This window comes from Xanthomonas campestris pv. phormiicola (assembly GCA_025666215.1).
Taxonomy (GTDB): Bacteria; Pseudomonadota; Gammaproteobacteria; order Xanthomonadales; family Xanthomonadaceae; genus Xanthomonas_A; species Xanthomonas_A campestris_A.
Genome location: CP102593.1, coordinates 1,898,948 through 1,918,891, shown reverse-complemented (window position 1 = coordinate 1,918,891; position 19,944 = coordinate 1,898,948). Strand labels below are relative to the sequence as shown.

Sequence of the window (19,944 nt, the reverse complement as noted above, 5' to 3'; positions counted from 1 at the left end):
ATGGACTCCTTCGGATATGGCCAGTACCAGTCGGTCGAACTCAATACCCAGATCGTCAGCGCCTCGCCCGTGCAACTGGTGCTGGTGCTGACCAACGGGCTGCTCGACGAGTTTTCGCGCTTGCGTGCACACATCGGCGCGGCGCGCTTCGAAGCCAAGGGCGCCAGCATCAACAAGTGCATCGACCTGCTGACGGCGCTGTCCAGTTCGCTGGATGTGGACCAGGGCGGCCAGCCGGTCGCCGATCTCGCCCGGCTCTACGAGTACATGATGCTGCGCCTGAACGAAGCCGGCATTGCCATGGACAGCGGGATGGTTGACGAGGTGGAGTCCCTGGTGCTGGTCCTGCGCCAGGGCTGGCAGGCGCTGGAGGCATGCAACGGATGAGCAGCAGGTCGCCCGCCGACGTGCTCCTGCTCTCCGTCGAGCGCCTGCGCGTGGCGGTACAGGCGCAGCACTGGCAGGCCTCGATCGAAGCATGCGAGCAGGTGCGTGTCGTGCTGGAACGGATCGTGGGCGGTTCGCGGCCGGAGGCATTCCACGCCACCGCGCGGCAGGCCATGGCCACCTTGCGCGAAATCCACCTGCTGGTGGGCCGGGAGATGGTGCGGCTGCCGCAGGAAATCGCACGCCTGGAAAACTACCGCACGGCCTTGAGCGCCTACGCACACCACGATCTGCCACTGGACGACGCACCATGATCACCCTGCTTCACGCCCACGCCGCCGTCGCCCAGGCCGTGCCCAGGCCGGCGCAGGCCGATCGCCTCGCTGCGCCCGGCGAACCGGCCGCGCAGGAGCGCTTCAGTGCCACCCTTGAAAACCTGCACGCGCAGGCAGCCGCGGCCGATGCCGGGGGAACCACGCAACCGGGCGAGCCCGACTCCGCCGCGCCGCAGCCGCCAGCGGACGTGTCCGCCCCCCCGCTGGCGGCCGATGCCGCCGCCGCACCGGGCGTGGCGCTTGCCGCGCTGCTGCAGAAACAACTGCTCGCCGCGCCAGATACCGCCGCCAGCGCGCCGCCAGTGGCGCCGCTGGCGACGAGCGCGGACAAGCATCCACAAGCAGCCTCAGCGGCCGGCGAGGCCGCCAACGACGCAGGCGATCCGGACGATGCCGCCGATCCAGCCCGGCATGCCACCACGTTGGCGATGCTCGCGGCCGTGTTCGCCCCGGCACCGGCAATGAGCACACCGCCGGCCGCCCAGGCCGCGCCGGCCGCTTCCGCCCGCAGCCAGACCGCACTGCTGGCAGACCGCATCGCCGCTGCCGCGAATGCCGTATCGCTGGACAACCCGCAGCGCGGACAGGCCGCCGCTGATCACAGCGCCGGGGCCGCGCCCGTGCAGGCGCGCGCCATCGCTGTCGGCGCGGCCTTCGCTGCCGCGCAGCAGCAGTCCATGAATGCGAGCGCGGCAGCGGCCACACCGGCGCCGGACCCACTGCACGCCATGCCGGTGCCGCCGGTCATGCCCGCCGACACGCCAGGCGCCGGCGCCATTGCCAGCGCTGCCGTTGCCGCGACCGCAGGCGCAGCCAACCAACGTAGCGACGGCGCCAACAGGCTGCTCGACCTGCTCGGCCAACGCCTGCAGTTCCAGAACAGCCAGGGCGTGCAGCAGGCCCTGGTCCGACTGGAGCCGTACATGGCCGGCAGCATCAGGGTGGAAATCCGGCACGACGCCGGTACGCTGCAGATCCACCTCAGCGCCAGCCGCGAGGACGTGGTGCGGCAGCTGCAATCGGCCGGCGAAAGCCTGCGCCAGGAACTGACCAACCGGCAATTCACCGACGTCAGCGTGCAGGTCGGCCAGCACCGTGACGACGGCCGCCATGGCCGGCAGGCGCGTGACGGACAGCAGCAACACGCCGCCCCCCCGCCGCCCGGCCGCGCACTGGGCGCGGACGCAGGCGACACCCAGTACGCCGACATCAGCATGGCGCTGGGCCGCCTGGCCGATGCGCACACCGTGACCCGATGATGAAAATGCTCTCCATCTCCGTTGCTGCCCTGATCGCACTCTCCCTGGCCGCCGGCGGATACGCCTGGTACACCGGCAGCTGGCCGTTCACCCACCCGCATTCCAAGGTCAGATCGCGCCCGCGTCCGCCGGGAGACCATTACGTCACCATGGACAAGCTGATCGTCATGACCCACGACAGCGCGCCGGACGCTCCCTCGCAATACCTCGCCATGGACCTGGTGTTCGCGGTCGAGGACGAATCGCACGCCACGCGCACCAAGGCGCAGCTACCGCTGCTGCGCAGCATCGCGTTGCGCACGCTGGCCGGCTACAACGCCAAGCAGATCCGACAGATGCGGATCGACGACATCTCGCTGCTGCTGCGGCAGCAGTACCTGCACACCTATGGCTCGGAACAGGACATGCCGTTCACCAAGATCATGATCGCCAGGATGATGATCGAATGAACCTGCATCACGTCGAGTACACGCAACTGCAATGCGTCGGCGAAATCGCCGATCCGCTGGTGGAGCGCGACTGGATGATCCAGTACGTGCCTCTGGTCAAGCGCGTGGTCGGCAACCTGGCGGCGCATGCCGGCACGGTGATGGAGCGCGACGACATGCAGCAGATCGGGCTGATGGGCCTGCTCGAAGCGCTGCGTCGCTACGGCACGCCGGATGCCGAATTCGTCGGCTATGCGGCAATGCGCATCCGCGGCGCCATCCTCGACGAGCTGCGGCGCCAGGACTGGCGCACGCGCAGCGCGCGCAATGGCGCGCACCGCCTGCACAGCGCCGAGCGCACGCTGCGCCAGCAGCTGGGGCGCGACCCGGAGCGCGCCGAGGTGTGCCAGGCGCTGAACATCAGCAGCGACGAGTACGACCGCGCACAACTGCACGACAACGCGGAGAAGTTCGCCAGCTTCGATGCGCTGCTGGCCAATGGCCTGGATATCGGCAGCCAGCAGGCCGGGCCGGAGCTTCATGCGATCAACCAGGCCAGCCTGGCGCAGGCGCTGCTGGCCCTGGACGAGCGCGAACAGAAGGTCGTCCAGCTCTACTATGAATTCGACCTGGGCCTGGCCGAGATCGCGCAGGTCCTCGACCTCACCACCTCGCGCATCTGCCAGATCAACAAGCGCGCACTGGCGAAGATGCGCGCGGCATTGGAATGACGCCCCGCGACGGCACCTCGCACGGCGCCCCCCCATCAGGCCACCAGGCCATCAGGAACAGACCATGCAACAGCTAGTGGGAATCGGCATCGTACTGTGCTGCGTGTTTGGCGGCTTCCTGATGATGGGCGGCAGTCCCGGCCTGATCTGGCAACCGGTCGAGCTGGTGATCATCGTCGGCGCCGCGCTGGGCGCGCTGGTGGTCGGCAACCCGCGGCACGTGCTGCTGGAACTGCTGAGCCAGCTGCGCAAGGTATTCGTCTTCAGCAAGCGCGGTACCGAGACCGAGAACGAGCGTCACCTGATGCTGCTGCTGTACGAACTGTTGCAGCTCGGCCGCGACCTCAAGGCGCTGGACGTACACGTGGAATCGCCCGAGCAGAGCCCGATCTTCCAGCGCTATCCGCTGGTGCTGCAGTCGCCGCGGCTGGTACCCTTCATCGTCGACAACTTCAGGCTGATGGCGCTCGGGCGGATCACCGCGCACGAACTGGAGGGCGTGCTCGAGCAGGAACTGGAGTCGATCTACGGCGATCTGGTGCAGCCGTCCAAGTCGTTGCGCAAGATCGGCGATGCCATGCCCGGCTTTGGCATCGTGGCCGCGGTCCTGGGCGTGGTGATGGCGATGAGCAGCGTGGCGCAGGGCGCCAGTTCCGGCGAGATCGCCGAACGCGTGGCGGCCGCGATGATCGGCACGTTCATGGGTATTTTCCTGTGCTACGGCGTGCTCGACCCGCTCAGCAACCTGATCTCACAGGCGGTCAAGAACGAGGTCGCCGAACTGGAGTGCATCAAGGTGGCGCTGGTGGCCTATGCCGCCGGCAAGCCGCCGCTGCTGGCGCTGGATGCCGGGCGCCGGCTGATGCCGCTGAACATCAAGCCCAGCTTCGCCCAGCTGGAAACCTGGATCACCCGCCTCGACGGCGCCGCCGCGTGAGCGCCGCCCCCCCTCCCGCCGGCGCCGCCCAGACCGGCAGGCTCAAGGACCACGAGACCATCGTCAAGCGCGCGCGCGGCAAGGAGCACGACGACGACCACTCGGGCACCTGGAAGGTGGCCTTCGCCGACTTCTGCCTGGCGCTGATGTGCCTGTTCCTGGTGCTGTGGCTGCTGAACGCAAAACAGCAGGAAGCCAGCCTTGCGCATGGCGAGCACAGTCTCCTGGACGGCGGCAGCGGCATCCTGGAAGCGGACCGCAGCCATATCGACGACATGCACGCGCCGACCAGCGTCGAGCGCCACTTCTACGACGGCAAGGACGACCTGAGCAAGCTCGCCACGCGCCTGCGCAAGGCCAGCGAGCAGGCCGGACTGCAGGACAACCTGGGCTTCGAGGTTTCCGACGCGGGCTTGCGCGTGCTGCTGCACGACACCGACCGGCGCGGTGTGTTCCAGCTCGGCAGCGCCATCCCCGAGGCGCGCTTTCGCGATCTGATCCGGCAGCTGGGCCGCCTGTTCGCCGGGGTCGGCAACCCGATCCTGGTGGTCGGCCATACCGACGCGCGCCCCTACCGCAGCGCGAACGGACAGGGGCATTCGAACTGGCGCCTGTCCAGCGAACGCGCGTTGGCCGCCCGCGACCTGATGATCGACGGCGGCATGCCCTCGCTGTCGGTGCTGCAGACCGCGGGGATGGCCGACAACGCGCCACTGTTTCCGGACGACCCCAACGCGGCAGCGAACCGCCGCATCGAGTTCATTGTGCTCAGCGCGCAGCGCGCGGCCACCATGCGCCAGATGTACGGCGCCCCGCAGCACGCCACCCAGTTGATCGACGGCGCCGATGCCGTCGGCCAGCTACCGGGGTTCGGCCCGCCACATGCGGAGGCGGCCGTGCCGAACTGACGATTTAAACGATCGCCGTTGCCGGTCGTCTATCCTCTGGACGCGCTCCTGCACAGGATGCGCTCCCCGTTCCGTCCGCCCCAAGGTACTGCCATGCACATCAACTTCCCTGCTACCGGCACGCCCACTGCCACCGGCATCCCTGCCACGGGCAGCGCTGCGCCTGCGGCCAAGGCCAGCGACGCCACACCTGCCGCGCAGGCGTCCAGCGTCACCATGTCCGGTGCCGATGCCAGCACCATCAGCGCCGCCGAGGCGGCACTGAAGGCCAGCACCGAGACCAGTGGCCGCATCGATGAGATCCGCCAGGCCATCGCCTCCGGCCTGATCCGCTTTGACGCCGAGGCGCTGGCGGCAAACATCCTGCGTTACCACGGCAAGCAGGACTGATCAAATGCTGCAGGCATCGGTACTGGCACGGGTGATCGGCGAGCTTGACCAGGAGGTGCTGCTGTATCGCAAGCTGGCCGACCTGCTGGAGCAACAGTACCGGGCAGCGGCGACGGCCGACGATCGCTCGCTCAAGCAGCTTTGCGAGGCCCTCACCATGCAGTTGGAGGCGATTGAGGCGCGCCACCGCGCGCGCAATCCCAGCCTGCTCGGCCTCATCGCCCTGCTCGCCCGCCAGGGCGAGGACACCGCGCCAACAGCCCCCACCCTGCAGGCCCGCTGCCGGGAACTCAAGCAGCTGGCGCTGACCTGCAAGTCGCTATGCATGCGCAATGGCGAACGACTGGCCGCACACTACGACAGCCTGCACCAGGCCCTGCACGGCGAGCGCCATACCTATGCTCCGACTTGAATCGGCGATGCCGGCCACGGTCGCCACGCCCTCCACCCCGGCGACCGCCGGCGGTGCGAGCGGTGGCTTCGGCGCGACCTATGCACGCCTGCATGCGGACATCGACGACAGCGTGCGCAACGGTTTCGCGCCTGCTGCTACCGTGCAGGCGACCATGCTGCCGGCGGGTGTGCTCGGCCCGGCGCTGGCACCGCCCGCATCCGGCTCGGCCGACGCCGCGCAGCGCCACGACTTCCTGACGCGCATCGCGCCATGGGCCGATCAGGCCGCCGCGCAGCTGGGTATCTCCAGCGATCTGGTCGCCGCGCACGCGGCACTGGAATCGGGCTGGGGCCTGCATCCACCGTCCAACGGCCAGGTCAGCGGCCACAACCTGTTCGGCCTCAAGGCGGGCGCAGACTGGCGTGGCGCCAGCACCGACACGGCCACCCACGAATTCCTGGGCGGGGCGATGCAGCAGATGGTGCAGCGCTTCCGCGCCTATGGCGACGAAGCCAGCGCCTTCCTCGACTACGCCAGGCTGCTGCAGGCACCGCGCTACGCCGGCACACGCAACCTCGGCGACGACGCTGACGCCTTTGCCCGCGCACTCGTGCATGGCGGCTATGCCACTGATCCCCACTACGCGCAGAAGCTGCTGCAGGTGGTCGATACGGTCCGCGGCATGCGCCAGCGCTGACCTCGCCGCGGCGGCGCCTCTGCGCCGGTTGCAATACCGTCCTCGACATGCCCGATGGCGCGACCAGACGCCATCGCACCCGGCACGCCCTGCACCATGCGCGGCATCGCCGTCATCGGCATTGCACACAGCGCAGAAGACGACGCAGCTCACGGAACGCAAAAGCTCCGCGCAGAACATTTAACTGCAGACCGATCGCGGTCGTCTTGAAGGGATGTGGGCGTCGCGCTCACGCCTTACCACTATCCCGATCGTCTCCAAGGACACCCAGATCATGTTGAGCCTACACACCAATACCGCATCGCTGAACATCCGCAATGCGCTGTCCATCAACCAGGTCGATCTGAACAGCTCGATGACGCGCCTTGGTACCGGCTACCGCATCACCTCCACCGCCGACGACGCAGCCGGACTGCAGATCGCCAACCGGCTGGCGGCCCAGACCAGCGGCATGGCCGTGGCCGCGCAGAACACCCAGAACGGCATCTCGCTGATCCAGACCGGCGACGGCGCATTCGCCGAGTTCACCAAGATCATGCAGCGCATGGGCGACCTGGCCACCCAGTCGGCCGACGGCTCGACCACCAGCAAGGACCGCACCGCGCTGCAGTCCGAATACACCTCGCTGCTGAGCGAGCTCAACAACATCTTCAACAACACCAGCTTCGGCGGCGACAAGCTGTTCGCCACCGGCGGCACGCTGGCCTCCGCGGTCACCTTCCAGATCGGTGCGACCAGTGCCGAAACGCTGTCGATGGACGTGTCCACCAACCTGACCAGCCTGAGCGGCCTGATCACCACCGGCGGCGACCTGGCCGCAACCGACGCGATCAGTACCCAGAGCAACGCCAACGCCATGATCGACAAGATCACCAGCGCGCTGGACAGCGTCGGTGCGGTGCGCTCGGCGCTGGGCGCCTCGGAGAACCGCCTGACCCACGTGGCCAACAACCTCAACAACATGCGCACCAATACCAATGATGCGCAGGGCCGCATCATGGACGTGGACTACGCGTCGGAAACGGCCAACATGACCCAGAAGAAGATCCTGATGCAGGCCAGCACCTCGATGCTGAAGCAGTCCTCGGAAATGACCCAGATGGTGCTTTCGCTGCTGCAGTAACCGCCCGACCGGGACGGACGCCAAGCGTCCGTCCCGCTGCGCCAGTCAACCGGCTCCAACGCGTGCCGCGGTCCTGCTGCGTCTTTGAATTGCATTGAGAATCGCCTCGGCGGCGGACTGCATTGACCACAATGCAGTCCCCCTTGCCATGTAAGGCGACACCCCGCTTATGGCCGCAGCACGCCTACGATCAGGCTCGCTTCCGCGCCCGGTCGTAACACTGGACCCGTGCATGCTCGGACGTCCATACCACCTGCTCGGCGATTTCCAGCGACGGCTGGCGCAACAGTTCGCCCGCCTGCTGGAACGCCGGTTCAACCAACGCTGCGCTGCCAGCTTCGCCATCGGTGCCAGCACCATCGGCGCATTCACCGCCGCCAGCGACGACGGCACCTGGCACGGCTACCGCGACGCCACCGGCAGCATCATCGTGCAAATCGATCGATCGCTGCTGCTGGCCATGCTCGGCTACCACTACGGCGACAGCGGCGACATCGCGGCAATGCTGAGCAGTGCCGAGACCGAGACCGAACGCCGCTTTGCCGGCGGGATCAACCAGCAATTGCTGGATGCCTTCGCGCTGTGCGGCGGCGCCAGTTCCGGCTGCTTCGTCGCCAGCCGCACGCTGCCGCATGGCGACTATCGCGTCGTCAGCATCGCGGTACGCGAGGAGCGTCTGGGACTGGACGGATACATTCGCCTGGCGCTGGACGACGCCTGGCTGGCGCACCTGTTCAGCGCGGTCCTGCCGGCGCGCACGGCGGCGCCGGCACAACCGCCACCGCCATTGCGCGAGCGCTTGCCGATCCGCATCCACGCACAGATCGCCAGCCTCGAACTGTCCTTCGAGGCACTGACCCGGCTGTGCGCCGGCGACATCCTGCCGATCCCGAACGCGACCAGCGCCGACCTCATGGTCGGCGACTTGCACATGTACCGCGCACGCGTCGCCGACAAGCACGGCGTGCTGTGCCTGACTTCCTTCGAGCCTGCCGAGTAACCCGATGACCAGCCAAGACCTCGATGCAAATGCCCTGCTGAATGCCATCGGCAACGCATCCGCCGACAGCGACCCCTCCCCGTCCAGCTCACGCCGCGAACCGCTGCACCTGCTGCGGCGCATTCCGGTGCGGCTCACCCTGGAGGTCGGCTCGGCCACGCTGGCCCTGTCGGAACTGATGAGCCTGGAGCACGGCTCGGTGATCGAGCTGGACCGGCCGGCAGGCGAGCCCTTGCTGATCAAGGTCAACGGCACCCAGATCGGTCAGGCCGAAGTGGTGGCCGCCGGCGACAACTATGCGTTGAAGATCGTCGAACTGGACGATCTCGGCTCGCTGACCCCATGAGCGCACGCCACGATCGCCGCCGCGTCCGCGCCTGCGGGCGGATGGCGCTGGCGCTGCTGGCGGCGGCCTTGCCGCTGACCGCGCTGGCCGCCGACCCGCTGCCGCTGCTGTCCGGCTCGCTCGAGCAGGGCTTCACCGTCAAGACCCAGATCCTGGTGCTGATGACCCTGCTGGGGCTGCTGCCCACGCTGGTGATGAGCATGACCAGCTTCCTGCGCTACGTGATCGTCCTGTCGCTGCTCAAGCAGGCGCTGGGCCTGCAGCAGGGCCTGCCGCAACGCGTGGTCACCGGTGTGGCGCTGGTGCTGACGTTGCTGGTGATGCGCCCGGTCGGGCAGCAGGTGTGGGACACCGCGCTGGTGCCGTGGGACCAGGACCAGATCACCGCGCAGGAAGCGCTGCGCCGCGGCGACGCGCCGATCTCGCGCTTCATGCTGGCGCAGACCGACAAGGCCACACTGGCCAACATCGCGCGCATCTCCGGCAGTTCGCCGAGCCTGCCACCGATGCAGCAGCCATTCGTGGTCAAACTGGCGGCATATGTGCTGAGCGAGTTGAAGACCTCGTTCCAGATCGGCTGCATGCTGTTCATCCCGTTCCTGGTGATCGACATCATCGTCGCCTCGGTGCTGATGTCCATGGGCATGATGATGCTCTCGCCGCTGGTGATCTCGCTGCCGTTGAAGCTGCTGCTGTTCGTGTTGGTGGACGGCTGGTCGCTGACCGTGAACACGCTGATCAGCAGCGTGCAGGGTTACTGAACATGACCCCGGACATGGTCGCCGAGCTGGCGGTGCAGGCACTGCGCATGATCGTGCTGGTGGTGCTGGTCCTGGTGGTGCCGAGCCTGGTGGTGGGCGTGGCGGTGAGCCTGTTCCAGGCCGCGACCCAGATCAACGAACAGACCATGAGCTTCCTGCCGCGGCTGCTGGTGACGCTGCTGGTGATCGGCCTGGCCGGACACTGGATCGCCGCGCAGCTGATGCAGTACACCGTCCAGGTGTTCCAGCACGCGGCGCAGCTCGCGGGCTGAAGCGGCCATGGAAGCGCTCCTACACCAGTTGCAGGCGTTCTACCTGACGCTGCTGTGGCCTTTCATCCGCATCGCCGCAGCACTGGCCAGCGCGCCGGCGCTGGGCGAGATGATGGTGCCCCTGCGCGCGCGCCTGCTACTGGCGCTGATTCTCGCCATGGCGGTGCAGCCGACGCTGCCGGCGTTGCCTCAGATCGCGCCGGTATCGCTGCATGGGCTGGTGACCGTCGCCGAGCAGGTGCTGATCGGCGCCATGCTCGGCATGGTCTTCCATCTGGTACTGGCTGCGCTGCAGCTGGCCGGGAGCCTGGTGGCGGCACAGATGGGGCTGTCGATGGCGACGCTGAACGACCCGGCCAACGGCAGCTCCAGCGATGCGATGAACGCACTGATGTATCTGATCTTCATGCTCCTGTTCTTCACCCTGGATGGGCACCTGGTGCTGACCCAGGTGCTGGCGCGCAGCTTCCAGGTGTGGCCGGTGGGCGGCGCCGGGCTCGGCACGTCGGCGTTGCAGCAGCTGGTGCTGGCGGTGGGCTGGATCTTCGCCGCGGCGCTGATGCTGGCGCTGCCGTTCGTATTCGCCACCATGCTGGTGCAGATCGGCAGCGGTTTCCTCAATCGCGCCGCCCCCAGCCTGAACCTGTACTCGCTGGGCTACTCGCTGATCGTGGTGGTCGGTCTGATGCTGGTGACCCTGCTGGTGCCGACCCTGCCGGAGCACTTCGTGCGCATGAACGCACATGTGCTGGACCTGCTGGACCTGCTTGCCGCCTCGTCCGGAGCCACACCATGAGCCAGGCGCAGACCGGCGAGAAGACCGAGAAGGCCTCGCCGCAGAAGCTGCGCAAGGCGCGCGAACAGGGCCAGGCCACGCGCTCGCGCGACATCGGCACCGCGGTCGGCCTGCTGGTCAGCCTCAAGCTGGTCGTGTGGCTGCTACCGCGCTGGATGGTCGATTTCCGCCAGTTGTTCATCCTGGCCCTGCCCGGCGGCGGCCTCGACAGCATCGGCGATGCCGCCTCTCAGCTGTTCCCGGCGATGCTGCTGCTGACGGTGAAGATGTTGCTGCCGTTGCTGGCGCTGCCTACCTGCATTGCGCTGGCCTCGCTGTTCCCCGGCGGCTGGCTGTGGGCGCCGCAAATGGCGCTGCCGCGCATGCAGCGCCTGCAGCCGCTGGAGAACCTCAAGCGCATGGTGACGCCCAAGCACTACGCGCAGACCGCCACGCTGGTGTTCAAGTCGCTGCTGCTGGGCGCGGTACTGGCGTGGCTGTTGCGCCACGACCTGGCCGCCTACATGCGCCTGCAGGGCGCACCGCTCGCCGACGCGCTGCGCGGCGGTGCACGGCTGCTGCTGGACGGCGTGGCGTGGCTGTGCGCGGTGTTCGTACTGTTCGCGCTGGTCGACGCACCGGTGCAGCGGCTGCTGTTCCTGCGCGAGCAGCGCATGAGCCGGCACGACGTGAAGGAAGAGCACAAGACCAGCGAGGGCCGGCCCGAGGTCAAACAACGCATCCGCCAGCTGCGCCGGTTGATGCTGCGCAATGGCATCCGCAAGGCGGTGCCTGGCGCCAACGTGGTCGTGGTCAATCCCAGCCACTACGCGGTGGCGCTCAAGTACAACGAACGCCAGGCGATGGCGCCGTTCGTGGTGGCCAAGGGGGTGGACGAGGCGGCGCTGTTCATCCGCCGCGTTGCCGAGGAACACGGCGTGGAAGTGCTGTCGCTGCCGCCGCTGGCGCGAGCCGTGTACCACACCAGCCAGGTCAACCAGCAGATCCCGGCCGCGCTGTACGACGCCGTGGCCCAGGCGCTGATCTACGTGCTGCAGATCAAGGCGTTCCGTGCCGGCCATCGCCGCGCACAGCCGCAGCTGCCCACCGCCCTCGATATCCCCGCCGAACTGCTCAAGACCGAACCGGCATGAATCCGCTGACCACCCTCGCCTCCCACTTCCGGCGCCTGCGCCTGGCGGTTCCGCTCGTGCTGCTGGCATTGCTGGCGATGTTGATCCTGCCGCTGCCGCCACTGGTGCTGGACACCCTGTTCGTGTTCAACATCGCCCTGGCGATCGTGGTGATCCTGGTCGGCGTGTCGGTGAAGCGGCCGCTGGAGTTCTCCGCGCTGCCGACGGTGATCCTCGGCGCCACGCTGATGCGGCTCACCCTCAACGTGGCCTCCACGCGCGCGGTGCTGCTGCACGGCCACGAGGGCACCGATGCCGCCGGCCGGGTGATCGAATCGTTCGGCCACGTGGTGATCGGCGGCAATTTCGTGGTCGGCCTGGTGGTGTTCGTCATCCTGATGATCATCAATTTCATGGTGGTGACCAAGGGTGCCGAGCGCATCTCCGAAGTCTCCGCGCGCTTCACCCTCGATGCGCTGCCCGGCAAGCAGATGGCGATCGACGCCGATCTCAACGCCGGCCTGATCTCGCAGGAGCAGGCGCAGCGGCGACGCGCCGAGGTCGCCTCCGAGGCGGACTTCTACGGCGCCATGGACGGTGCCTCCAAGTTCGTGCGCGGCGACGCCATCGCCGGCATCCTGGTGCTGCTGATCAACATGGTCGGCGGCCTGCTGATCGGCGTGGCCGTCAACGACATGAGCGCTGGCGAGGCGTTCCGCCAGTATGGCCTGCTGACCATCGGCGACGGCTTGGTCGCGCAGATCCCGGCCTTGCTGCTGTCGGCGGCGTCGGCGATCATCGTGACCCGCATCAGCGCCAGCGGCGAGATCGAACAGCAACTCGGCCGGCAATTGCTTGCCTCCCCGCCGGTGCTGTACGGCGCCGCCGGCCTGCTGTTCCTGCTCGCCCTGCTGCCGGGCATGCCGGCCGTGTTGTTCCTCGGCTTCGCCGGGCTGCTGGGCTTCATCGGCAGGCGCCTGCACAGGCTGCAACCCGAGGCACGGCAAGACGGCGACGTGCGCGAGGCCGAGGCGGCGCTGCTCGCTCCGCCGCCCAAGGCCCTGGACTGGAGCGCGATCCCGTATGTGGAAACGCTGTCGGTGGGACTGGGCTACAAGCTGGTGGAGTTGATCGACCAGGCCCATGGCGCGCCATTGAGCAAGCGCATCCGCGGCATGCGCCAGAACCTGTCGGAGGGACTGGGCTTCCTGGTCCCGGCGATCCAGGCACGCAGCGACCTGTCGCAGTCGCCGGCACAGTACGCCATCCTGCTCGGCGGCACGGTGATCGCGCAGGCGCAGCTGCACGCCGGCAAGCTGATGGCGATCCCGTCCTCCAACCTGTACGGCGAACTCGATGGCATGCCCGACATCGATCCGGCCTACGGGATGAAGGTCACCTGGATCGATCCGGAGCACAAGGCACGCGCGCTTGGCCTGGGCTACCAGGTGGTGGATACGGCCACGGTGATCGCCACTCACTTGTCCAAGGTGGTGCGCGACAACCTGCAGGAACTGTTCACCTACGAAGCGGTTGGCGCGATGCAGGAACGCCTGGCAGCACTCGCGCCAGCGCTGGGCGAAGCACTGGGCAAGGCGCTGACGCCCGGGCAGCTGCGTCGCGTGTTCGTGTCGTTGCTGATCGAAGGCGTATCGCTGAAGGATATCCAGGCCATCGCCTCGGCCCTGGTCGAGGCTGCCGAATCCACCAAGGACCCGATCCTGCTGGCCGCCGAGGTGCGCTGCGCGTTACGGCGGCAGATCGTCACCGAGATCGTCGGGCACAAGCGCCAGATCCAGGGATTCGGGCTGGGCAACGAACTTGAGGGCCTGCTGCTGGGTGCACTGGGCAATGCCGAGAGCGCCGGCACGCGACTGCCGTTGGACAACTATCCGATCGACCCGAACGTGCTGACCCAGTTGCAGCTGAACATGCCGGCTACGCGCGAGCAGATGAAGCAGCAAGGCCTGCCGCCAGTGCTGCTGGTGGTGCCGCGGCTGCGCCCGATCCTTGCGCGCTACGCACGCCTGTTCGCGCCGGGCCTGTGGGTGCTGTCGTACAACGAGATTCCAGACGGACGCGAGGTCAGCCTGATCGGCACGCTGGGCTGAGCAGGCGCAGGACGTTCGCCGCGCGCCATGGACGAGCCCACGCAATGCCATGCGTCAACATGCACGCCAAGGCCGCACTACAGACGCCGCATGCAATTCCATACACCGTCGTACGTACCGCTGATGCCACGAAAAGGCGTCGTGCCGCATATCACTCATCGAATGTGGTGTGCATTGGGTTTCCGGCCAATGCCTCGTGTGCGCATCACAGAATGATGGTTTAGAACTAAAGAAACCTGGTGGTTTGACGATCGCTAGTAAGTGAGCCCAATTGAGGCCTGGCGTAGACATTTGCGAAAAGTGTCTACGAACGACTAATCCCTCCCCATCAGTTCTCTAACGGAGTACCACATGCGCGTCGCTATCCTTGAGGACACGGTCAGCCAGGCCCTGGCCCTGGCCAACTGGCTGGACAAGGCCGGCTATCCCAACGTCGTCAGACATGACGGCAACAGCTTCGTCAAGCTATTGGAGATGGAACGGGTCGATATGCTGCTGCTGGACTGGGAAGTCCCAGGCCGCAACGGCATCGAGGTCCTGCGCTGGGTGCGCGAGCAGCACGCCTGTAAGCTGCCGGTGATCATGCTGTCCAACCACGAAGGCGAGGACAGCATCGTGCACGGGCTGGAAAATGGCGCGGACGACTATCTGGTCAAGCCGACCGGAGAGCGCGAACTGATCGCCCGGGTGCGCGCGCAGGAGCGCAAGTACTACCCGGAAAGCCTGCGCGGCGAATGGGTGGTGAGCGGCAACTACACGCTCAATGTCAGCGCCCGTAGCGTGAAGCTGTGCAACAACGGCGTCTCGCGGGTGGTGCACCTGCCGGCGCGCGAATTCACCCTGGCCCTGCATCTGTTCCGCAACGTGGGACGCATCGTCAGCAAGAACGAACTGATCCAGACGATCTGGGGCAAGGTCGATTCCAAGTACGATGCCACCCTGGCCACCTACATCAGCAAGTTGCGCAACAGCCTGGAACTGCGTGCCAAGAACGGCATGGTCGTCTCCACCGTCTACAACCACGGCTACCGGCTCGAAGTGCTGCCCAACGCGCGACGCCGGGTCGGCAGCGAGTCGCAACCGGTGACCTGCACGCCGGGCACGATGCGATGGTCATAAGCTGGTAAACACGTGATAGCGACCAGAATCGGGCTGTTCCTGCTGGGGAGTGGCATAGGCTGGTATTGCGCGCATTCCGTCTACCGCTGGCGGATGCTGCGCTTCCTGCGCGTGGACAAGCGCCAACTGCAGTTGCTGGACAAGATTCCGATCCCGATGCTGGTGACCAGCACCAAGGGCCGGATCCTGTGGGACAACTGCCGCGCCGGACAGCCAGCGAGCAGGGCGGCTGCCGCGCAGCTGCCCGCGGTGGCACTGAACATGCTGGCCTCGCGCAGCTGCGACAATCAGTTCGGCAGCGAACAGATCAGCATCGACGGACACCTGTGGCTGCTGCTGAGCCTGCCGTTCCTGGGCCCGGACAGCCTGTTCAGCGACAGGCTGCAGCGGCTGTTGTGCCTGATCGACCTGGAAAAGGGACGGGTGGCCGACGCCAAGGCCACGCTGCAGCACATCGCCCACGATGTGCGCGCCCCGTTGGTGTCGATACTGACCCTGATCGAGCAACGCGGCGCCGCACTCGGCGATGCCAGCGCCTCCGGTGCGCAGCGCAAGGACCTGGAATTCCTGGGCGAACTGCGCCGCCAGGCCGAATACTCGCTGCGCATCTCGCGCGATTTCCTGCAGTTGAGCCGTGCCGAACAGATCAGCCAGGCCTCGTTTTCCCTGTTCAGCCTGGAGGACATCGTGATCGAGGCGATCGACTACATGTGGCTCAATGCCAACCAGAAGTCGATCCAGCTGGCCGAGCCGCAATGCACCCTGACCGACACCCGCGTGCGCGGCAACGTGGCCACGCTGATTCGTGCGATCGTCAACATCCTCGACAACGCGATCAAGTACTCGCCGTCGGGGACCACCGTGCAGACCCATCTGCTGCTGCACCACGACGGACGGTTGCTGCTGCGATTGGTCGACCAGGGCGAAGGCATCGCCCCCGACGACCTGCCGCTGGTGTTCGATTCGATGTTCCAGTCCGCCAGGCACCGCGGACAGCAACAGGGCGTCGGCCTGGGACTGTCGTTCGTCAAGCGCGTGGTCGAACACCACGGCGGCGAAGTGGTGATCGACAGCCGGCCCGGCCAGGGCACCGAGCTACGGCTGCTGCTGCCACGCGCGTGACTGCGGCCGCGGCCTCATTCGCCCAGCACCTGCCCTACCTTGCGCCGGTTCATGCCGCGCATGCAGGCGCCTGCGGTGGCCAGGCGCAGAAAGCCGCTGTTGCGCTCAAGCACGGTGACGAACCCACCCAGCAGCCGGTGCATCGCCTCCACGGCGGGAAAGCCGGCGTCAGCGTGGAGGGTGCGCGCACTGTCGGCGAGCAGGCTCGACACCTGCAGCCGGGTCTGCTCGAGCAGGATCAGCGCCGCGCCGGCCTGGCGGAACGCCTGCTGCCGATCGGGCCGGGTGTCGACCTGCCACGCATGCGGCACGATCGCCCCGGGCAGGGCCTGTACCCGCGCCTGCACCGGCCAGCCGCCAGGAAACCGCCAACCCTCGCCGTGGATCAGCAGGCTGTCGCGCAATGCCGGCCAGGCCCTCTCGGCGATCGACAGGATCGGCTCGCCCGCGTCCAGCTGCACACGGATACCAGCCGGGGCCAGCGCGTCCTGCAGCCGCTGCCAGCGCCGCTCGACGGCCTCGCCTGCCACCAGCGACAGGGTGCGCGAGGCGCGTCCCAGGCCGCGCGGATAGAACACCAGCCGCTCCGCATCCGGCAATCTCAGCGCCGCGCTGTCCAGGCCATGGATGCGGAAGCGTTGCCGTGCGTCGCCGGCCGGGCAGTACACCAGGTCGGCATCCAGCGTGCCGCCGCTGGCGACCTCGCGCTGTTCCCATTGTCCACGCACCAGCGCCAGGCTCTCGCTGACCAGCGCGGATGCCTGCTCGCCGACCGAGGTATCGATGCGCAAGCGCCGCGCCAGCTCGCGCAAGCGCAGCCGCAATTGCTCCAGGTAGGCCAGCGCGCGTTGCGCGCCGGTCACCTGCTGGTTGAGCTGCGACTGGTACGAGGCGAACGCGCTGTCCCAACCGCGTTCGGCGTCGGCATCGGCCACCTGCGTCCACGACACCGCCGGCCGGTCGCCCGCTGCCGACGCCGCCGTCACCGTGGTGGAGGTCGGCAGGCCCTGACGCTCGATGCCCAGCGGCAACAGGCGCACGCTCATCGCCCACTCACAGCAAGTCGAACGGGTTCAACTGCATGATCTTGCCGTAGACCTTGTAGGTCGCCTCGATGGCGACCTTCTGTTGCGTCATCTGGTCGTAGACTTCGGCCATGTCGAAGCCGTCAGCCTGCCTGGAGGCTTCCTGGTTGCTGACCTGCATCGCCGCGTGCCGGTTGTCGAGTTCACCGAGCATCTTGAGCACGCTGCCGATGCGGCTGACGACGCCGGCGTTGGTGTCCACCGCCTGGTTCAGCGCGGCCTCGGCAGCACTGATCTGCGCGCGCACGGCCGGATCGTTGATGCGGGCGCCTGGGATCTGCAGCGCCTGCACCGCCACGTCCATCTTGTTGAGTACCTCGGCCAGGTCCTGCACGTTGGAGTTGGCCGAGTGGGTCAGGTCGTTGCCGATCACCACCTGCTGGGTCTCGCTGTTGCCGGCATAGCTGTAGCGCGATCCGGGCGCCGCGCTGGGGTTGTACGCGATCGGCGCGGTCGTGGTCAGGGTGCCGGAGAACATGTAGTTCCCCGCCGAGTCGGTGCTGTTTGCCGAGGCCAGCATCTGATCCATGGTCGCGCGCAGCGGAGTGGCCATCGACAGCAGGTCGGCGCTGGTGTTGGAGCCGTTCAGCGCCCACAACATGGCGTCGTGCGCCGAGGCGATGCCCTGGCCGATGTCGCGCAGCCTGAGCTCGTCCTGGCGCATGCGCACCTGCAACTGGCCGATGTTCTCGCGGTACTGGTCGAGCATCGTCGAATCGCGCGCGAGCATACGCAGGCGCACGCTGGCCACGGCATCGTCCGACGGCAGCAGCACGCGCCTTTCGCTGGATGTCTGCGCCAGGCTGTTGGCCAGCGCGATGTTGTCGTTGGCCAGGCTCAGCCTGACCGTGGCACTGAAGAATCCATTGGCAACACGCATCGCGACCCGCTCCTCAGAAGGCGTCCAGGGTGACCTTGATGATCTCGTTGGCAACCGAGATCACTTTCATGTTGGCTTGGTAGGACTGCAGCAACTCCGAGACGCTCACCACCTCCTCCTCGCTGCTGACCCCGCTGACGGAGCTCAGGTTCGCCTCCGCCTGCTGCCGCTGGATGGACGCGGTGCTCAGCGCGGCCTTGTTGGCGGCGCTTTCCGAACCCAGCTTGCCAACCATCAGGGTATAAGCATCGGTGATGGATACCTCGCCAAGCCCGGGCATGGTCAGCTTGTTCTTGCTCAGGGCGATGACCGAGGCCAGGTTGTCACTGTTGCCCGGCGTGTCCGCGGCGGCGGAAGCACCCAGCGCGGCGGGCGTCAGCGCCGCGTTGACGGCGACCCTGCCGCTGTCGGCATCGACCGTGAACATCGCCAGGCCAGGCGCGCCATTGCTGCCAAAGCCGGCAGTGAGCCGCTCGTTGACCCGGTTGGCCAGCTCGGTGATCAGCGTCTTTGCATCGTTCATCTTCTCCGCCACCACCTTGGCGTAGTCATCCAGCCCGCCGATCTGGCCGCCGATGCTGCCGCTGGCCAACGGATACGATGCGCCATCCAGGGACACATTGAGCGACAACGCGCCGCCGGCGTCGCTGCTGGCCAGCAGCTTGGCGCTGCGGCCGCCGAGGACCAGCGGCACGCCGTTGCGCAGGCTGACGCTGAGCGTGCCATCGGGCTGCGTCCCGACCTGCACATCGATCAGTTTGGCGATGCCGCCGAGCGCCAGGTCGCGCTGATCCATCAGTTCGGAGGTCGCCGACTTGGTCGCGGCCGCCTCGCTGATGCGCGTGTTGAGGTCGGCCACGGTGGCCGCAAGCGCGCCCACCTGCTCGGACATCGCCACGGCCTGCTGAGCAACGGTGTCCAGCTGATTCTTGAGCGCATCGCGCAGCGAATTGAAGCGCGTGCCCATGCTCTGCGCGGCGGTGATCACCTGTTGCCGCAGCGGCACCGAGGTCGGGTCGGTACTGACTTCGTTGAGCGCGGCGAAAAAGGCGTCCACGCCCTCGCCGGCACTGCCCCCGGTGCTTCCCATCGTCGATTCCAGCTCGTGGAAGTAGGGATCGGACGCCGCGTACTCGCCCTCGCTGGACAGCGCCGACCACAGCTGGCGGCTGCGGTAGGCGTCGCCGTAGCGCACGAGCGAGGCCACCTCCACGCCGCCGCGTGAATCGGCCACCAGCGACACGCCTTGTCGCGAGTAGCCCTCGGTCTTCATGTTGGCGGTATTGCGCGCCGACATGTTCAGGCCGAGCTGGGCGGCCTGGATGCCCGACAGGCCGATGGAGAGCATGCTCATGGCTGGATTCCGGATGGGTCGAATGAAGACGGGGACGCCACGGCGGCTTGCGCCGCAGGTGTGGCATTGCGGGTGGTCGTGGCTGCGCCGCTGCGCATCTGCGCGATCAGGCAGTCGGCAATGCCGAAGGCGTGCCGGCTGGACATGCTGTCGGCCACCAGCCAGTCGGCATGCTCGAGCACGGCCGCATTGCCGGCGCTGGCACCCGGTTCGTTGCCGTCGCCGAACGCCTCGGCGGCCTGGCGCATCTGCTTGAACATCTGCGCGATGAACAGGCTCTCGAACTGCTCGGCCGCCTTGACCAGCGCGGCTTGTGCGGCGGTGGCATCAGTGACCGCCGCGCGCGGCGCCGACACGGCGGCGCCGGGCAAAGGCAGGGACGACGAAATCGACATGG

General features: G+C 67.4%; 24 protein-coding genes. 20 read left to right on the top strand and 4 right to left on the bottom strand.

Translation table 11 applies throughout. From position 1 onward, the window contains the following. From fliS to NRY95_07835, 20 genes are all read left to right on the top strand, one after another. Nucleotides 1-387, top strand: coding sequence for a flagellar export chaperone FliS (gene fliS / locus NRY95_07930; GenBank protein UYC17871.1), 387 nt, complete (start codon nt 1-3; stop codon nt 385-387). Next, entirely contained in the window at nt 375-701 is a 327-nt protein-coding gene (locus NRY95_07925) for a hypothetical protein (GenBank protein ID UYC17870.1), read from the top strand. Before fliS ends, NRY95_07925 begins: the two co-directional genes overlap by 13 nt. Before the next feature lie 254 nt (nt 702-955). After that, nucleotides 956-1,981: a flagellar hook-length control protein FliK gene (locus tag NRY95_07920; protein UYC17869.1), complete on the top strand. Its 1,026-nt coding sequence runs from the start codon at nt 956-958 to the stop codon at nt 1,979-1,981. Continuing rightward, entirely contained in the window at nt 1,981-2,430 is a 450-nt protein-coding gene (locus NRY95_07915; protein ID UYC17868.1) for a hypothetical protein, read from the top strand. Before NRY95_07920 ends, NRY95_07915 begins: the two co-directional genes overlap by 1 nt. Continuing rightward, the gene (locus NRY95_07910; protein ID UYC17867.1) at nt 2,427-3,140 is read left to right on the top strand and encodes a FliA/WhiG family RNA polymerase sigma factor; all 714 of its coding nucleotides are present in this window, start codon (nt 2,427-2,429) and stop codon (nt 3,138-3,140) included. Before NRY95_07915 ends, NRY95_07910 begins: the two co-directional genes overlap by 4 nt. Nucleotides 3,141-3,204: 64 nt before the next feature. After that, complete coding sequence (gene motA, locus NRY95_07905; protein ID UYC17866.1) at nt 3,205-4,077, top strand: flagellar motor stator protein MotA; 873 nt, start codon at nt 3,205-3,207, stop codon at nt 4,075-4,077. Beyond that, nucleotides 4,074-4,985: an OmpA family protein gene (locus tag NRY95_07900; protein ID UYC17865.1), complete on the top strand. Its 912-nt coding sequence runs from the start codon at nt 4,074-4,076 to the stop codon at nt 4,983-4,985. Before motA ends, NRY95_07900 begins: the two co-directional genes overlap by 4 nt. Nucleotides 4,986-5,078: 93 nt before the next feature. Next, the gene (flgM, locus tag NRY95_07895) at nt 5,079-5,375 is read left to right on the top strand and encodes a flagellar biosynthesis anti-sigma factor FlgM (GenBank protein ID UYC17864.1); all 297 of its coding nucleotides are present in this window, start codon (nt 5,079-5,081) and stop codon (nt 5,373-5,375) included. 4 nt (nt 5,376-5,379) lie between these two features. Continuing rightward, a complete protein-coding gene (locus tag NRY95_07890) occupies nt 5,380-5,787 on the top strand; it encodes a flagellar protein FlgN (protein UYC17863.1) in 408 nt (135 codons plus the stop codon). Beyond that, nucleotides 5,774-6,466 carry a glucosaminidase domain-containing protein gene (locus NRY95_07885; protein ID UYC17862.1) on the top strand — a complete coding sequence of 231 codons (693 nt, stop codon included), beginning with the start codon at nt 5,774-5,776 and terminating at the stop codon, nt 6,464-6,466. Before NRY95_07890 ends, NRY95_07885 begins: the two co-directional genes overlap by 14 nt. Before the next feature lie 274 nt (nt 6,467-6,740). Further along, nucleotides 6,741-7,589: a flagellin gene (locus NRY95_07880; protein ID UYC17861.1), complete on the top strand. Its 849-nt coding sequence runs from the start codon at nt 6,741-6,743 to the stop codon at nt 7,587-7,589. 232 nt (nt 7,590-7,821) lie between these two features. Then, nucleotides 7,822-8,589 (top strand): hypothetical protein, encoded by a 768-nt coding sequence (locus tag NRY95_07875; GenBank protein UYC17860.1) that lies wholly within the window; start codon nt 7,822-7,824, stop codon nt 8,587-8,589. Between the two features lie 4 nt (nt 8,590-8,593). After that, nucleotides 8,594-8,935 (top strand): flagellar motor switch protein FliN, encoded by a 342-nt coding sequence (gene fliN / locus NRY95_07870; GenBank protein UYC17859.1) that lies wholly within the window; start codon nt 8,594-8,596, stop codon nt 8,933-8,935. Next, a complete protein-coding gene (locus NRY95_07865) occupies nt 8,932-9,696 on the top strand; it encodes an EscR/YscR/HrcR family type III secretion system export apparatus protein (GenBank protein UYC17858.1) in 765 nt (254 codons plus the stop codon). The genes fliN and NRY95_07865 overlap by 4 nt, the downstream gene beginning before the upstream one ends. Before the next feature lie 2 nt (nt 9,697-9,698). Then, complete coding sequence (locus NRY95_07860) at nt 9,699-9,968, top strand: flagellar biosynthetic protein FliQ (protein UYC17857.1); 270 nt, start codon at nt 9,699-9,701, stop codon at nt 9,966-9,968. 7 nt (nt 9,969-9,975) lie between these two features. Next, complete coding sequence (gene fliR, locus NRY95_07855; protein UYC17856.1) at nt 9,976-10,764, top strand: flagellar biosynthetic protein FliR; 789 nt, start codon at nt 9,976-9,978, stop codon at nt 10,762-10,764. Further along, nucleotides 10,761-11,897 (top strand): flagellar type III secretion system protein FlhB, encoded by a 1,137-nt coding sequence (locus tag NRY95_07850; GenBank protein UYC17855.1) that lies wholly within the window; start codon nt 10,761-10,763, stop codon nt 11,895-11,897. The genes fliR and NRY95_07850 overlap by 4 nt, the downstream gene beginning before the upstream one ends. Further along, nucleotides 11,894-13,987, top strand: coding sequence for a flagellar biosynthesis protein FlhA (locus NRY95_07845; protein ID UYC17854.1), 2,094 nt, complete (start codon nt 11,894-11,896; stop codon nt 13,985-13,987). Before NRY95_07850 ends, NRY95_07845 begins: the two co-directional genes overlap by 4 nt. 351 nt (nt 13,988-14,338) lie before the next feature. Next, complete coding sequence (locus tag NRY95_07840) at nt 14,339-15,106, top strand: response regulator transcription factor (GenBank protein ID UYC17853.1); 768 nt, start codon at nt 14,339-14,341, stop codon at nt 15,104-15,106. A gap of 12 nt (nt 15,107-15,118) precedes the next feature. After that, entirely contained in the window at nt 15,119-16,228 is a 1,110-nt protein-coding gene (locus NRY95_07835) for a HAMP domain-containing histidine kinase (protein UYC17852.1), read from the top strand. Nucleotides 16,229-16,242: 14 nt separating this feature from the next. Here the strand turns inward: NRY95_07835 and NRY95_07830 are convergent, their stop codons facing one another. From NRY95_07830 to NRY95_07815, 4 genes are read right to left on the bottom strand one after another with little or no spacing between them, the layout of a single operon-like run. Further along, complete coding sequence (locus NRY95_07830) at nt 16,243-17,274, bottom strand: hypothetical protein (GenBank protein UYC17851.1); 1,032 nt, start codon at nt 17,272-17,274, stop codon at nt 16,243-16,245. Nucleotides 17,275-17,281: 7 nt separating this feature from the next. Continuing rightward, nucleotides 17,282-18,193, bottom strand: a complete 912-nt coding sequence (locus NRY95_07825; protein ID UYC17850.1) for a hypothetical protein — start codon at nt 18,191-18,193, stop codon at nt 17,282-17,284. A 13-nt stretch (nt 18,194-18,206) separates the two neighbouring features. Continuing rightward, nucleotides 18,207-19,547 carry a flagellar hook-associated protein FlgK gene (gene flgK / locus NRY95_07820; protein UYC17849.1) on the bottom strand — a complete coding sequence of 447 codons (1,341 nt, stop codon included), beginning with the start codon at nt 19,545-19,547 and terminating at the stop codon, nt 18,207-18,209. Continuing rightward, the gene (locus NRY95_07815) at nt 19,544-19,942 is read right to left on the bottom strand and encodes a hypothetical protein (GenBank protein ID UYC17848.1); all 399 of its coding nucleotides are present in this window, start codon (nt 19,940-19,942) and stop codon (nt 19,544-19,546) included. Before NRY95_07815 ends, flgK begins: the two co-directional genes overlap by 4 nt. Nucleotides 19,943-19,944 lie beyond the last annotated feature (2 nt).